Source organism: Streptosporangium minutum, assembly GCF_002149035.1.
Classification (GTDB): domain Bacteria; phylum Actinomycetota; class Actinomycetes; order Streptosporangiales; family Streptosporangiaceae; genus Streptosporangium; species Streptosporangium minutum.
This window is the reverse complement of the sequence record NZ_NGFP01000091.1, coordinates 18,006-32,039: the sequence shown is the minus strand read 5'-3', so window position 1 is coordinate 32,039 and position 14,034 is coordinate 18,006. Positions and strand designations below refer to the sequence as shown.

The window sequence follows — 14,034 nt, the reverse complement described above, 5'->3', positions numbered from 1 at the left end:
GCCCAGCCGGGCGCTTCCCACCCGGCCGGACCGGACCCCTCCCACCCGCAGGGGGAGGACCGCTACCGCGGCCCGGCCTGAGTGGGAGGACCGCTACCGCGGCCCGGCCTGATAGCGCACAATCCTGGTATGCGGCGGTTGCACCGGGTACGGCGGACGCTCAACTACGTGAACCTGTCCACCCCGCTGGGGCTACTGGTGGCGCGCCTCGGCGGGGCCCGGACGGCGGCGGGGCCCGGCGGGCTGATCCTCGCCCACGGCTACCGCATCCCCTTCCCGGTCGCAGGCGCGTTCACCGTCGGCAACGTGGTGCTGACCCGGCACGAGGAGGGTTACCTGGCCGGTGACCTGCTCAGGCATGAGGACCGGCACGCCTCCCAGTACATGGCCTGCGTCGGCCTGCCGATGCTCCCGCTGTACGTCGTGGCGGTGGTCGTCTCCGTCCTGATCTGCGGGCACCAGGCCTCGTGGAATGTCTTCGAGCGACTGGCGAACCTGGAAGACGGGAACTATCCCCGTAAAACGCCCTGGTGGATCCGTACAAAAAATCATGAGAGGGGTGATTTCCCGCAATAGGTTCATGGGGGCGAATACCTGTTAAAGGGGGAGTCCATGTCGCAGACGATCCAGCCGGAGACATCGCCGCGCGTGCCCGAGCGGTCGTGGCCGCGGAGTTTCAGGGATCGGCTGACCTCTCCGCTCCCCGCGTTCCGGGAACTGCTGGCCGTGGCCTGGCACGGCGGGTTCCGGCCCGACATCGGGGACGCCGACCGGATCCCGGTCCACCGCGACGGGCTGCCCCGGGCGAGCGGGACCGAGACGATCGTCACCTGGGTGGGTCATGCGACCTACGTCCTGCAGATCGGCGGTCTGACGATCCTCACCGACCCGGTCTGGGCGAGAAAGATCCCCGGGGTCCGGCAGCGGCTCACCCCGCCGGGCGTCGCGTGGACGGACCTGCCCCGGGTGGACGCCGTGGTGATCAGTCACAACCACTACGACCACCTGGACGCGCCGACGATGAACCGGCTGCCCAGGACGACCCCCATCCTCGTCCCGGCCAGGCTGAAGCCCTGGTTCACCCGGCGGCGGTTCCGCGACGTCACCGAACTCGACTGGTGGGAGAGCGCCCGGATCGGAGAGGTCGGGTTCGACTTCGTGCCCGCCCACCACTGGAGCCGCCGCTCGGTCTGGGACACCTGCAGGACCCTGTGGGGCGGCTGGGTCATCAGGTACGCCGGGCGGGCGGTCTACTTCGCGGGGGACAGCGCCTACGGCGAGCGTTTCGCCCAGATCGGGGCACGTTACCCGGACGGCATCGACCTGGCGCTGATGCCGGTGGGGGCGTTCGAGCCCCGCTGGTTCATGAAGGCCTCGCACGTCGATCCGGCGGAGGCCGTACGGGCGTGTGAGGAGGTCGGGGCGCGGCGGATGGCGACCATGCACTGGGGCACGTTCGTGCTGTCGGGCGAGCGGCTGCTCGCGCCGGTGGAACAGGCCCGCGCGGCCTGGGCGGAAGCCGGCCGGGACCGCGCGGACCTGTGGGACCTCGCCGTCGGCGAGTCCCGCACACTCAAGGCCTGAGGACCAGGGTGTTCCTGGCGGCCTTCTTGATCGACTCCTCCCGGGCGAGCATGGGGGTGGTCCTCCCATCCGCCCAGAGCGGGGCCTGGTCCCAGTAGTTGTCGTGGAAGGCGTGGCCCGACGCGCCGGTCAGGTTGATCCACTGGGACCTGTCCAGGTCCGCCAGGTCGACCACCATCCGCATGGACGGCAGCCAGCCCACGGCGTAGCCCTCCTGGACGTCCCAGCCCGCGGCGTTGACCGCGTCGTCGTTGCCGCTCACCGGGAACGGGCCCCGGTTGAACAGCCACTCGACCGGGCCGATCCCGGAGGTGCCGAAGGTCTGGTTGGTGAGCGTCAGCGAGTGCAGGTCGCCCCAGCGCCAGGCCTTGACGTCCGGGCCGAGGCGGGCGTTCAGCTCGTCGTAGGCCAGGGCCATGGCCCGCCGCAGCATGTCGTCGCGGGTCTCCGTCCCCGAGGTCCGCGCGTCGTCCCAGAACGGGTCGCCGGGGTTGTCGAGCATGACGCGGACCACCTCGAACCAGCGGTCGCCGCCGGTCGGCCAGGCGCTCTCCGGCAGGTCGTCGTTGAAGGTCTCGATGAGCAGGTGCCGCCAGACGGCGTTGAAGTACATCGCCGGGCTCGACCCCGCGCCCTGGGAGTAGTCCCAGGTGCGCAGCAGCTCACGGGCGTCTCCGGAGGACCCGGCGACCTTGAGGGCCATCAGCTTGGGCACCAGAAACTGGGCGAAGCCGTTGTGGGTGTCCTGCTGCACCTCGCCCATCGTCTCCGCGTCGACCTTGCCCTTCTTCAGCTCGGTCTGGAGGCGGTCCAGGATGCGCTGGGAGCGGTAGCCGTACGCCCAGTCCTTGGTGAGCATGTGCGGGTAGCGCTCGGGGTCGATGGCCGCGTTGTTGGCGGTCACGATGTAGCCCTCGGGCGGGTTGTAGACGCTGGGCAGCTCGTTGAAGGGGATGGTCGACTGCCAGGAGTACTCGCCGGTCCAGCCCGGCACCGGCCAGGTGCCGTCGCCCCGGGTCCGCACCGGGATCCGGCCAGGCGCCTGGTAGCCGATGTTGCCCTTGGTGTCGGCGTAGACCAGGTTCTGCGCGGGCACGTCGAACCTGCTCGCCGCCGCCCGGAACTCCTGCCAGTCCTGCGCGGCGTCGAGGGCGAAGATCGCGTCGGCGCTCCTGCCGGGCTCCAGCGCCGTCCACTTCAGCGCGACCGCGTCGGCCTTCTCCTGGAAGGCCGTCGCCGCGCCGGGCAGGGTGTCCTTCACGTTCTCCATGACGTCGGAGAGGATCGGGCCGTGCATGGTCTCCCGGACCGTGAGCCGGACCGGGTCGCCTCCCGCGACCTTGATCGTCTCGGTCCTGGTGGTGAGCGGCTTCCAGTCGCCCATGAACAGGTAGGAGTCGTCCTTCACCCGCTCCAGATACAGGTCGGCGACGTCCGGGCCGAGGTTGGTGAAGCCCCAGGCGATCTTGTCGTTGTGCCCGATGATCACGCCGGGCACCCCGGAGAAGGTGAACCCGGTGACGTCGAACGGGCATTCGGCGCTCTTGGTACGGCAGTGCAGCCCGGCCTGGTACCAGACCGAGGGCATGTTCGCCGACAGGTGCGGGTCGTTGGCGAGCAGCGGCTTGCCCGAGCCGGTGTGCCTGCCGCCGACCACCCAGGAGTTCGAGCCGATGCCGTTGCCGCCCTTGGGGTCGCCCATCAGGCTCGGCACCGCCCGCAGGGCCTCGGCCGCCCGGGTCAGCGCGCCCGTGTCCGGCCGTCCGGTTCCGGTGTCCACCTGGTCGGTGTCCGCGCCGGGCTCGGTGTCCTGGTCGAAGCCGCGCCGGGTGACCGACCCCTGGGTGACGATCGGCTGGTGGGTGTCGAAGGGGTAGCCGGGCCAGAGCTGTTCGACCCGCTCGCGGGGCAGCCTGCTCGCCGCGAGCGCCCGGCCGATCTCGTCGGACATGTTGGAGCGCAGATCCCAGGCCATGGCCTTGAGCCAGGACAGGGAGTCCACCGGAGTCCACGGTTCGGGTTCGTAGCCGAAGTTGGTGAGCTTGAGGACCGCGTACTCCAGGCTCTTGGCGGTGAAGCCCTCGTGCTGGTCCATCCAGGAGTTCACGCCCTTGGCGTAGGCGTCGAGGTGGTGCCGGGTCTGCTCGGTGAGCATCGGCAGCTCGGCCTCGGCGACTTTGCGCCAGCCCATGGTTCGGATGACCTTGTCCTCGACGAGCGTCGCGGAGCCGAACATCTCCGACAGCCGCCCGGCCGTCACGTGCCGGCGGAAGTCCATCTCGAAGAACCGGTCCTGGGCGTGTACGTATCCCTGGGCGAGGAACAGGTCATCGGAAGAGTCCGCGTAGATATGTGGAATACCTGTTTTGTCGCGATATACGGTGACTTTTCCGGTTAGGCCGTCTACCTTGAGCTCGCCCGCGAGCTGCGGGAAGGAGGCGCGCACCGTCCACACGCCCACCCCGGCGAGAACCAGCCCGAGCACCACGAGGACGGTGAACGCCCGTGCGAGCCACGTGAACGGCCGGGGCATCCAGGCATACGGCCGGAACCTCACAAAGACCTCCTATGCGACGTGCTCGAACAAGTTTGGCAGCACCCCGGAGGCGAAACGCCGATTCCGCGTTCGTCAGAATGCGACGCATGGAGTTCACGACCGCCGATCTCATCGACGCCCACGGCGACGTCCTCGACAGCTGCCTGACGCAGTTCCGCTCGTACGGCCTGCGCCCGCGCTTCGCCGGGCCGATCGCGACCATCCGCTGCCTGGAGGACAACGCCCTGGTCAAGCAGGTCCTGGCCACGCCGGGCGGGGGACGCGTGCTGGTCGTGGACGGCGCGGGTTCCCTGCGCACCGCCCTGATGGGCGACCTGATCGCCGCCTCCGCCGTCTCGTCCGGCTGGTCCGGCGTCGTCGTCAACGGGGCCGTCCGCGACACGGTCGCCCTGGGCGGTCTGGACCTGGGGGTCAAGGCCCTCGGTTCCAACCCCCGCAAGAGCGCCAAGGAGGGCGCCGGCGACCTCGACGTCCCTGTCACCTTCGGCGAGGTCACCTTCGTCCCGGGCGCATGGCTCTACAGCGACGAGGACGGCCTCGTCGTCAGCCCCCGCGCCCTGTTCTGAGCCCCCCGCGTCCTGCCCTTAGCCCCCCGCGTCCTGCTCTGAGCCCGCGCGCTCTACCTGAGCCCGCGCGCCCTGCCTTGAGCCCCGCGTCGCGGCCGACGGTTGCCGGGCGTGGTGTCCGGGCGTACACGGGCCGAGGACTACTGCAGCGCGGTCTCCAGCACCACCGACCGCGTGGCGAAGCCGTTGCGCTCGTAGAAACGCACGGCCGCCTCGTTGCTCGCGTACGCCGTCACCCCGGCGTACCGCGCCCCGCGGCGGCGGGCCCACGCCCTGAACTCCTCCACCAGATCGGCCCCGATCTTCCGGCCGCGGTGGGCGGGCCGCACGTAGATGCTGCCCAGCGTCGCCACCGTGACCGGCCGCATCGAGGTGGGCCCGGACAGCCGGCCGGACAGGTGGCCGACGATCCGGCCGCCGGCCTCGGCGACCATCACCAGGCGGTCGGGGTCGTCCAGCGCTCCGGCGAACCAGGCCGGGCCGTGCTCCGTGGGCCAGCCCAGGTCGAGGGTGAGGTCACGGGCTCCGGCGTCCTCGGCGAACAGCGCGGAACTGCAGGCCACTACCCCCTCCAGATCCGCAACCGTGGCAGGCCGTACGACAACGCCAGTCTCGCTCATGATCGGGACGGTATCGGCCGCCACCGACATTAAGCGCGATCCGCCCCTACGCCCTGCCGAAACATGACCATTCCATGCTGGATCGGCGAGGCCGGCGTCCGCCCGCGGAACGGGAGGGACGCGGCCGCCGGGGCGGGGACTACGACCAGGTCTGGCCCTCGGGGGTGTCGGCCACCTGCACGCCCAGGGCGGCCAGCTCGTCGCGGAGGCGGTCGGAGACGGCCCAGTCCCTGGCGTCGCGTGCCCGCAGGCGCCGCTCCAGCAGCTCGGCGGCGCCCGGCGGCAGGCTCCTGGCTCTGCCGATGTCGGCCGACAGGTCCAGCCCGAGGATCTGGTCCAGGTGCAGGAACGCCTCGAACCGGGAGCCGGGCGCGATCGAGTCGTCGCGTTCCAGCTCCCGCAGGAGGCGCAGGGCCAGCGGGGTGTCGAGGTCGTCGTCGAAGGCGGCCTCGATCCGCGCGACCCGCTCGGCGGGCATCGGGCGGCTCGGCGTCTCCGACCACTCGGCGACGCGGGAGCGCCAGCGCCGCAGGGTCCTGTCGGCGGCCCGGAGCGTGTCCCAGGTGAGGTTCATCTGCTGGCGGTAGCGGTGCTCCAGCAGCGCCAGCCGTACGGCCAGCGGATCCAGGCCCGCGTCCACCACGTCCTGGAGCAGCACCACGTTGCCGGTGGACTTGGCCATCTTGCGCCCGTCGAACAGCAGGTGCTCCCCGTGGACCCAGTGCCTGACCACCTCGTGGCCGGCGGTGGCGTCGGACTGGGCGCGCTCGTCCTCGTGGTGCGGGAAGCGCAGGTCGATGCCGCCGGTGTGCACGTCGATGTGCTCGCCGAGGAACCGCAGCGACATGGCCGAGCACTCGATATGCCAGCCGGGGAAGCCGCGGCCCCAGGGAGTCTCCCAGGTCATCTCGCGGTCCGAGGGCTTCCACAGGGCCCAGTCGGCGTGGAACCGCTTGCGGGGGTCGACGCCTTCGAGCCGGTGGCCGGGCTTCAGCCGGTCGAGCCGGTTGCCGGAGATCTCGCCGTAGGTCGGGAAGGAGGCCGCGTCGAAGAAGACCGACCCGTCGGGGGTCGGGTAGGCGTGCCCCTTCTCGATCAGCTTGGCGATCATCTCGATCATGAGGTCGATCGTCTCGGTGGCCCTGGGGGAGTGCTCGGGCGGCCGGATGTTCAGCGTGGCGGTGTCGGACAGGAAGGCCGCCTCGTAGAACCGCGCGACCTCCAGCCCGGTCCGCCCCTCGGCCCGCGCCTGGAGCAGGATCTTGTCCTCACCGCCGGGGTCGATCTCGGCGTCGTCCACCAGATGCCCGACGTCGGTGATGTTCCGGCAGGCGACCACCCGGATCCGCTGCCGCTCGCTGACCCGCCTGATCAGGTCCGCCAGCACGTACGACCGGAAATTGCCGACATGGGCGTAGCGGTAGACGGTGGGCCCGCAGGTGTACATCCGCATGGACCGGGCCCCTTCGGGGAGGACCGGTCCGACCTGGCGGTTCCGTGTGTCATACAGCCGTAGCATGCCTCGACCCCATTCTCCTCAGCCGGAACCCTCCAGGAAGGCGAGGATCTCGCGGTCGCCGCGGTCGCGCAGGCGGGCGATGACCTCCTCGCGGGTGCAGCCGTCGGCGAGGCCGATCCGGGCGCCGATCAGGCGGAGGCCCTCGGCCTCGGAGGCGACCGGCGCGGTGTAGCCGATCAGGTAGAGGGCCCGGTTCAGGGCCGGAAGGCCCGGGGACGCGGCGGGGAGGTAACGGGTCAGCAGCTCGCCGCCGTCGGAGACCGTCAGGAAGACGTGGTCGCCCTCGGAGGCGTTGGAGGCGACCAGGATCGGCCGGATGGACCCCATGGTCGGCTGGTTGTGCCAGCTGATCACCACGTCGCCGGACGGGGTGGAGGCGGTGAGCTGGCCGCCGGGGGCCATGCCCAGGTGCGCGGCGAAGCCGGTGGGCAGGGGGGAGCCCGAACCGCGCAGGTGCTCGGCGTTGACGTCCACCCGGTGCCACCAGCGCCCGTCACGGCTGCGGAAGCAGCGGCGGGTCGCCGAGACGTCGCGGCGGGGCTGGTAGTCGGCCTGCTCGGCCCCGGCGACCCGGATCCACCCGCGCTGCGTGCGCTCGAAGCCGGGCCCGCCCGCGTAGGCGCGGACCGAGCTCTCGCTCACGTCGTAGCGCGCGGTGAGGTTCGTCACGATCGTGTTGACCGACGCCTCGCCGTTGGACCGCTCGATCTCCCGGACGATCATCTCCCTGATGCCCAGGTACTGCTCGCCGCCCCAGCGGGACAGCCCGTACTTGTTGCGGTCCAGCCGCAGGAACCGGTCGTCGGCGGTGAGCTGGTTGCGGATGCCGACGAGGCTGTAGTCCTCGCCGATGCGCTCCTGGATCTCCTCGGGGGTCAGCGCGTTCCCGGCCACCGCGAGCACGGCCTCGGCCTTGTCGTTGACGCTGCGCGGCCAGGGCACCACGTGGCCTTCGAGGACCCGGAGCTGGGGCACGGCGATGAGCCACCGCTCGGCCACGTCCTCGCGGATCCCGAGCTGGCTGACCAGCGTGACGGCCTCGTCGAGGGGACGCGGCCCGTCGGTGAAGAGCTGCCGGGTCTTCTCCCGCAGCTCGTCGGCGCCGCCCGCCACCAGCCAGCCGTCCACCTGGTCGTAACCGCTCAGCAGGGTCCGCACGAACCGCCAGGCCGGGATGCCCAGGGTGGCCATGTCGGTGCGGTGCCACGGCACCGCCGCGGCCAGGTCGTCGGCCGGCACCGCGGAGCCGAGCCGGCCCCGCAGCCAGGAGACGTGGGCGACCAGCGGCGCGGCGTCCTCACTCGCCAGCCAGGCCTCGACGTGGTCGCGCAGGTCGCGCTCGATCTGCCGGATGCGTTCCCTGGTCACCGAGAACCGCTGGGCCAGGTCGTCGAGCGTGGCCCGCTGCGAGGCGTAGAGGCGGTCCCTGGCGATGGCCCGCTGGCGCTCGTCCAGGGTGGCGAAGACCTCGTCGATCAGCTCGGGCAGCGGCCGGTCCGGCCGGGAGGGACGGACCTGGGCGACGCTCTCCTCGGTGACGGGCTCGAGCAGCCGCTCCAGCACGCCGGTGAACAGCTTGTGCACCACTTCCCGGCCGAGCCCCTCGGGGGTGCGGACACTCTCCGCCGGGTCGGCGAACCTGAGCAGGGGCAGGATGTCGCCGAGCATCAGATGACCCCAGCACGCCAGGGCGAGATCGGCGAGACGTCCGGCGACCTCTGAGGTCCCGATGGTGGAGCAGGCCCGGTCCAGCGTAAGTGCCTGCCACCACGCCTCTGGGAGACGGGGGTCGGTTGCGATCGGCGCTACCTGGCCGGGAGAGGTCCAGCGCAGGGGTGGCGCGATGTCGCTCAGGCTGAGGTTCATTGAGGTCCAACCGGCAAAGGGGAATATATCCGCAGTTCAGAGTATGTGATCAGGTGGGAAGAAAGGGACTGGCTCGCCCGGAGTAGGAGACATAGAGCAGCTCCCTCGCCCGGGTGCAGGCCACGTACAGCAGGCCGCGCTCACGCTGGAGGTCGTGTGCCCGGGCCGAGGGATCCTCACCGGCGGGAGTCAGCGACTCCGGGGACGGCACGATCCCGTCGGCCACGCCGATCACGGCGACCCGCCGGAACTCCAGTCCCTTCATGCCGTGCAACGTCGTCACTCTCACCCCCAACTCGCGCAGGGCGGACCGGGCATCGCGCACGAGGCCGGAGGTCCTGGCGGCCACCCCGATCTCGTGCGGCGGCACGCCGTCCTCCACCCACTGTCCCACTTGTGCGACCAGACCGGTCAGCTCTTCCTCCGGTGAATCGTAGGCTCGGACCATCGGACGGTGCCCGTGCCGGGTGGCGTGGAAGCCGTACAGTTCCTGGACCCCCTTCACCAGTCCGTCGGCGGGCCCGCCCCCGCGCAGCCGTACCCCCCAGGAGAGGATCTCCTGAGGAAGCCGGTATGACACCTGAAGTCGGCGCTGGATCGCGTCGATTCCCACGGAGCTCAGTGTGACCCGCGTGTCGAAGATGCGCTGGTGCGGGTCGCCCACGATGAACAGGTCGTCGCGGGCGTGCGGCACCGCCGCGCGCAGCAGCCGCCACTGCGCGGGGTGCAGGTCCTGCGCCTCGTCCACCACGATGTGCCGGTACGGCTCCCGCCTGGGCGCCGTCTCCTCCAGCAGGTCGCCCGTCGTCTGGCCCAGGAGCAGCGACGCCTCGGCCGCCAGCTGGAGCAGGGTGCGCCTGCCGCGCTCCCGCAGCTCCCCGGTGACGTGCTCGACGGCCCGCCAGACCGCGGTCCGCTCCGGGGCCGTGAGCTCGACGCTGCGGCCGGGACGCGGGGCGCTCAGATACTCCTCCAGGGTCCGGAGGTTCTGCGCCAGCACCACCTGCTCCCACTCGCGCAGCAGGAACGCCGGGCTGTGGCCGCTCTCCGTCTCCCGCCAGAGCTCGGTCATCTCGGCGGCGCCGGCCAGCGCGGGCGAGCGCGCCTCGAACTCGGAGACGATGCGGTGGGCCAGCCGGTCGACGTTGCCGACCTCGACCCGCTTGCGTGCCGCCTCGTCCTCGATCAGCAGGTCGAGCCGGGCGGCGAGGTCGGCGCTCAGCCCCTGGGAGAAGGTGACGAGCAGGACCTGGCCGGTGGCGCGCCCGGCCAGGAAGGCCGAGCGCTGGAGGGCGACGAGGGTCTTGCCGGTGCCCGCGCCGCCGGTGACCAGCATCGGCTGCTCGTAGGACTCCCAGCGGGCCAGCCGGTGCTGCGGCGGGTGCAGGAACACGCACCAGCCGGGCGCGTCGAGCACGTGGTTCAGCTCGCGCGGGCTGCCGACGAAGACGGCCCGGTCCGGGCTGCGCAGGAGCGCGGCGGCGAAGTCCTCGGGGTCGACCGGGTCCCCGGTGGCGGCGACCGCGCGGCAGGCCTCCAGTTCCCGCCAGGCCCCGGTCATCGACTCGCCCCTGGCCAGCGCGGCCAGCGGCGCGTACTGCGTCGGGGGCAGCAGCGGCGCCAGCGCCTCCAGGATCAGCTCGTCGGTGATCTGCCGGGCGAGCGGCAGGAACCGCCTGTCGATCCCCAGTTCGGCCAGGTCGGTGTCGCAGGTGTCGGCGAACAGCCGCGCCGGGGAGGACTCGGCCGCCCTGCGTACGGCGGGCTCCACCCGGTCGAGCGCCTCGGCGTCCCACGTCTCGATCACGCCCAGCGCGGTGTTGACGCCGAACCGGTACCGCCGTGCGTAGGCCCACGCCTCGGCGTCCGGCAGCACGGTCAGCAGCCAGTAGACGTCCCGCTGCTTGACCACGACGCCGCGGTGGCCCTCGCCCAGCCGGAGGGTGACGGTCCGGGGGTCCCTGGCCCCCCTGACCCGCTCGGGGTGCGGCGCGCCCGCCACGTTCTGCATGAACCGGCGCACCGCGACGACGGCGTCACGGCGCACCGGCTGGGCCAGGGCGGCGAGTTCCGCGGGGAACTCCGGGGAGATCGCGATTCGGGGCATCGGCTAGGCCAGCAGGGACAGCAGGTCGCGGTCCCCGCGCTCTCGCAGCCGGCTGAGGAGGTCGGGCATGCTCACCTGGCCCGTCATGCCGACCCGGGTGGCGATGACCCGGCCGGCCTGCTCCGGGGTGCCGCCCGGCGCGGTGTAGCCGACCAGCCGCAGCGCCTGCGCCGTCGCCTCGACCCCCTTGCCCGCGGCCGGCAGGTGCCTGGCACGCAGCACCCCCTCGTCGGACAGCGTCAGGAACAGGTAGCTCCCCTGCTTGGCGCCCACGTCCGTGAGGAGCGTCCTGAGCGACTCCACCACGGGCCGCTCCTGCCAGCTCAGGGTGAGCTCGCCCACCGCGCTGTTGACCGTACGGCTGCCGCCGGGCGACATGCCGAGGTAGGCGGCGAACCCGCTGGGCAGCGGGCACTCGGCTCCCTGGATGTGCTCGGGGGTGACGTCGATCCTGAGCCACCACCGGCCGTCCGGCTGCCGGAAGCAGCGCCGGGTCAGCGAGACGTCCTTGAGCGGCCGGAACGGGCTCTTGCCCGGCTCCCCGCCGCGGGCGCCGGCGGCCGGCCCCTCGGTCTTCCCGGCGCGCTCCGCCTTCTCCGCCTTCTCGGTCTTCTCGGCCCTGTCGGCGCTCTTGGTCCGCTCGGACCCCTTGGCCTTGGCCGCCGAGCCGTTCACCCGCTGGGGTGGTCGCTGGCCGGCCCCCAGGATGCGGAGCTGGGGGACGTTCTCCAGCCACTCCTTCGAGACATCGGGGTGGATGCCGAGGGAGGTGACCAGGGCGAGGGCCTTCGTCATCGTCAGCGGCGGCTTGGCGCCGCTGATCACGTCACGCGTGTGGTGCCGCAGCTCGGCGATGTCACCCTCCACCAGCCACTCGTCGACCAGGTGGTACTCGGGGAGGCTGGCCAGCACGAACTGCCAGGCGGGCACGTCGAGGGAGTGGAGCTCGAGGGAGTGCCAGTCGGCGGCCGTGATCAGGCGCGCCTTGGGCGCGGCCTTGCCGAGGACCCGCTTGACCTCGGCCAGATGCTCCCGGTACGGCGCGGCCTCCTCCGAGCCGAGCCATGCGTTGAACCGCAGGCGCAGGTCGCCCTCCAGCTCGCGGATCACCTCGGGCTGCACCGCGAAGAGCTTGGCCAGCGCCTCCACGGTCGCCGGTTCGTCGCTGAACAGCCTGTTCTGCGCGATGGCCCAGCTCTTGTCCTCCAGGTTGGCGAAGGCGCCGTCCACCAGCGCGTGAACGCTCTCGGCGGGCCGCCCGGCCTCCTCCGCGCCGTCCGTCGCCTCGGCCTCCAGCGCGGCCCGTGCGGCCGGTACGGACGCGGCCGGCGCCGCACCAGGGTCCGGGCCGGGGTCCGGGCCGGGCAGGGGCTCCGGGCCGGGCAGGGGCTCCGGGCCGGCGGAGGCGTGCTCGGGGCCGTCTCCCGGGCCGTCCTGCGGGTCGTCCCGGGGATCGGTTCCCGGGCCCGGTTCCGGTCCGGTGCCGGTCTCCGGGCGGGACCCGGCCGGGGCCGCCCCGGCGGGCCCGGGGCGGTCCGCGTCGCTCCCCGGCGCCGCGGGCCCGGCTCCGGCGTCGCGCGGGAGCTCCGGCGGTGCCCCGGCCTCGGCGGGAGCGGCGTCCGGCCGCGCGTACAGAGCCTCGGCGGCGGCGGGAGCGGCGTCCGGCCGCTCCGGCGCAGCCCGGAACGGCGCCTCGGACCCGTTCACGACGGCCCCCGGCACGGCGGCCTGCGCCGGCGTCTCCGGACGCGCCGCGACGGCGGCGGCCGCGGCCGCGAGCCCGAAGGCCGCCTCGCGCGCTCCCGCCCCGTTGGCGGCCGGGCGATCGCGGTCCACGGCCACCTCCTCGGTCCCGGTCCTGGAGCCGGCCGTGGCGGGCGCCATCGCGGGGAAGCCGGAGCCGGAGCCGGCACCGGGGTGGGTCAACCGGTGGAAGACCGCCGAGAACAGGACGTTCAGCACGGGGAAGGGCTGGATGAAGGGCTGGTCGCGCAGCTCGTGGCCGGTGAGGGAGAGGAGGCCGGACCAGGAGCCGGTACGGTCGAGGGCGATGGCCGTACAGGGTTCGTCGGCCTCGTCGGGATCCAGGACGTACAGGGCGGGGAGCACGTCGCCCAGAGCGGCGGCCGGCCAGTGCTCCAGGGCGATCCGGGCGAGGATCTCGGCCAGCTCGTCCGGGTCCAGCACGGCGAGCACCCGGGCCATCGGCAGGCTGCGCCACCAGGCGTCCGGGAGGTCGGGCTGGTCGCGCAGGAGTGGGATCGTGGCCGCGTCGCTCCAGCGCAGCGGCGGCACGAGGTCACTCAGACAGAAGTTCATCCGTTCCCTTCACCAGCCCCTCAAGCCGCCCGAGTCACTCCACGTCGCCGGGGAACGAGACTCATGGAACAGACCATAGTCTGGCAAATCGCCCTGGCGCATCGGGTCTTGTCAGCGGCGTACGGCTGCGAACCGGAGCCGCACGTAGTCGGCCATCCAACCGGTCTCCCGGCGCAGTGCGGGCGCGGCCAGCTCGTTCACCCGGCGCAGCAGCGATTCGACCAGGTCTGCGGGCACTCCCTGGAGCAGCGATCCGGCGAACATCCGCACCCAGTCCGCCGCTCCGTTGGGGCATTCGTCGAGCGGAGTCGGCCGGTCGAAGTATTCCAGCAGGCGGACGACGAATCCGCCCTTCTCCAGCCGCGCGGCGTACTCGGCCGGAGTCGGGAAGTACCAGGGGAGATCGGGCTCGCGCAGCCCGTGCTCCCGCCACGCGGTGAACAGCGCCGCCGTCAGCGCGGCGCAGTTGCCCGCGCCGCCCATCTCGGCCACGAACCGCCCGCCGGGGATCAGCGCCTCGCGCACGCTGGATATCACCGCGTCCGGCTCGCGCCCCATCCAGTGCAGGGCGGCGTTGGAGAAGACCGCGTCGTACGGCTGGGCGACCGTGAAGTCACGGCCGTCGCCGACGATGAAGTCCAGCCCCGGATACTGCGCCAGGGCCTTCTCGATCATCGCCGGGGATCCGTCGATCCCCAGGACGCGGGTCCCCCGGGAGGAGATCTCGGCGGTCAGCACCCCGGTGCCGCAGCCGAGGTCCACGACGCGCTCCCCTGGCTGGGGGTCGAGCAGCTCGACCAGGGGCGCGCCGTGTGCCGAAACGTATCCGAAGCCGCTGTCATGGGAGCGAGCGTTCCACCTCGTCGGGCTCGGGGCGTCGTATCGCAAGACGATCA

At 72.2% G+C, this 14,034-nt stretch carries 10 protein-coding genes; 3 read left to right on the top strand and 7 right to left on the bottom strand.

Annotation, left to right across the window (positions count from 1 at the left end; genetic code table 11):
- Positions 1-129: 129 nt before the first annotated feature.
- Positions 130-576, top strand: a complete 447-nt coding sequence (locus tag CA984_RS20415; protein WP_086574751.1) for a hypothetical protein — start codon at positions 130-132, stop codon at positions 574-576.
- Positions 577-612: 36 nt separating this feature from the next.
- Entirely contained in the window at positions 613-1,584 is a 972-nt protein-coding gene (locus CA984_RS20410) for an MBL fold metallo-hydrolase (protein ID WP_086574749.1), read from the top strand.
- On the opposite strand, the gene CA984_RS20405 is transcribed toward CA984_RS20410, so the two are convergent.
- Positions 1,574-4,117: a penicillin acylase family protein gene (locus CA984_RS20405; protein ID WP_165781339.1), complete on the bottom strand. Its 2,544-nt coding sequence runs from the start codon at positions 4,115-4,117 to the stop codon at positions 1,574-1,576. The two genes, CA984_RS20410 and CA984_RS20405, sit on opposite strands and share 11 nt — an antisense overlap.
- Before the next feature lie 110 nt (positions 4,118-4,227).
- Here CA984_RS20405 and rraA point away from each other — a divergent pair, with 110 nt between their 5' ends.
- Positions 4,228-4,707: a ribonuclease E activity regulator RraA gene (gene rraA, locus CA984_RS20400; protein WP_086574746.1), complete on the top strand. Its 480-nt coding sequence runs from the start codon at positions 4,228-4,230 to the stop codon at positions 4,705-4,707.
- A gap of 140 nt (positions 4,708-4,847) precedes the next feature.
- On the opposite strand, the gene CA984_RS20395 is transcribed toward rraA, so the two are convergent.
- From CA984_RS20395 to CA984_RS20370, 6 genes are all read right to left on the bottom strand, one after another.
- Positions 4,848-5,327 carry a GNAT family N-acetyltransferase gene (locus CA984_RS20395; RefSeq protein ID WP_108724598.1) on the bottom strand — a complete coding sequence of 160 codons (480 nt, stop codon included), beginning with the start codon at positions 5,325-5,327 and terminating at the stop codon, positions 4,848-4,850.
- Between the two features lie 139 nt (positions 5,328-5,466).
- On the bottom strand, positions 5,467-6,846 hold the full coding sequence (gene cysS, locus CA984_RS20390) for a cysteine--tRNA ligase (RefSeq protein WP_086574742.1): 1,380 nt from the start codon (positions 6,844-6,846) through the stop codon (positions 5,467-5,469).
- Positions 6,847-6,864: 18 nt separating this feature from the next.
- Entirely contained in the window at positions 6,865-8,712 is a 1,848-nt protein-coding gene (locus CA984_RS20385) for a sigma factor-like helix-turn-helix DNA-binding protein (protein ID WP_086574741.1), read from the bottom strand.
- A gap of 49 nt (positions 8,713-8,761) precedes the next feature.
- Entirely contained in the window at positions 8,762-10,819 is a 2,058-nt protein-coding gene (locus tag CA984_RS20380; RefSeq protein ID WP_086574738.1) for a UvrD-helicase domain-containing protein, read from the bottom strand.
- A gap of 3 nt (positions 10,820-10,822) precedes the next feature.
- On the bottom strand, positions 10,823-13,138 hold the full coding sequence (locus tag CA984_RS20375; protein ID WP_086574736.1) for a hypothetical protein: 2,316 nt from the start codon (positions 13,136-13,138) through the stop codon (positions 10,823-10,825).
- 111 nt (positions 13,139-13,249) lie between these two features.
- Positions 13,250-14,026: a class I SAM-dependent methyltransferase gene (locus tag CA984_RS20370; protein WP_086574734.1), complete on the bottom strand. Its 777-nt coding sequence runs from the start codon at positions 14,024-14,026 to the stop codon at positions 13,250-13,252.
- Positions 14,027-14,034: the final 8 nt, after the last annotated feature.

What these genes read in the sequence shown, in the direction of transcription:
- CA984_RS20410 (WP_086574749.1), top strand. Translation starts at nt 613, where the DNA reads ATGTCGCAGACGATCCAGCCGGAGACATCGCCGCGCGTGCCCGAGCGG.
- CA984_RS20415 (WP_086574751.1), top strand. Translation starts at nt 130, where the DNA reads ATGCGGCGGTTGCACCGGGTACGGCGGACGCTCAACTACGTGAACCTG.
- CA984_RS20395 (WP_108724598.1), bottom strand. Translation starts at nt 5,327, where the DNA reads ATGAGCGAGACTGGCGTTGTCGTACGGCCTGCCACGGTTGCGGATCTG.
- CA984_RS20380 (WP_086574738.1), bottom strand. Translation starts at nt 10,819, where the DNA reads ATGCCCCGAATCGCGATCTCCCCGGAGTTCCCCGCGGAACTCGCCGCC.
- CA984_RS20405 (WP_165781339.1), bottom strand. Translation starts at nt 4,117, where the DNA reads ATGCCCCGGCCGTTCACGTGGCTCGCACGGGCGTTCACCGTCCTCGTG.
- CA984_RS20375 (WP_086574736.1), bottom strand. Translation starts at nt 13,138, where the DNA reads ATGAACTTCTGTCTGAGTGACCTCGTGCCGCCGCTGCGCTGGAGCGAC.
- rraA (WP_086574746.1), top strand. Translation starts at nt 4,228, where the DNA reads ATGGAGTTCACGACCGCCGATCTCATCGACGCCCACGGCGACGTCCTC.
- CA984_RS20385 (WP_086574741.1), bottom strand. Translation starts at nt 8,712, where the DNA reads ATGAACCTCAGCCTGAGCGACATCGCGCCACCCCTGCGCTGGACCTCT.
- cysS (WP_086574742.1), bottom strand. Translation starts at nt 6,846, where the DNA reads ATGCTACGGCTGTATGACACACGGAACCGCCAGGTCGGACCGGTCCTC.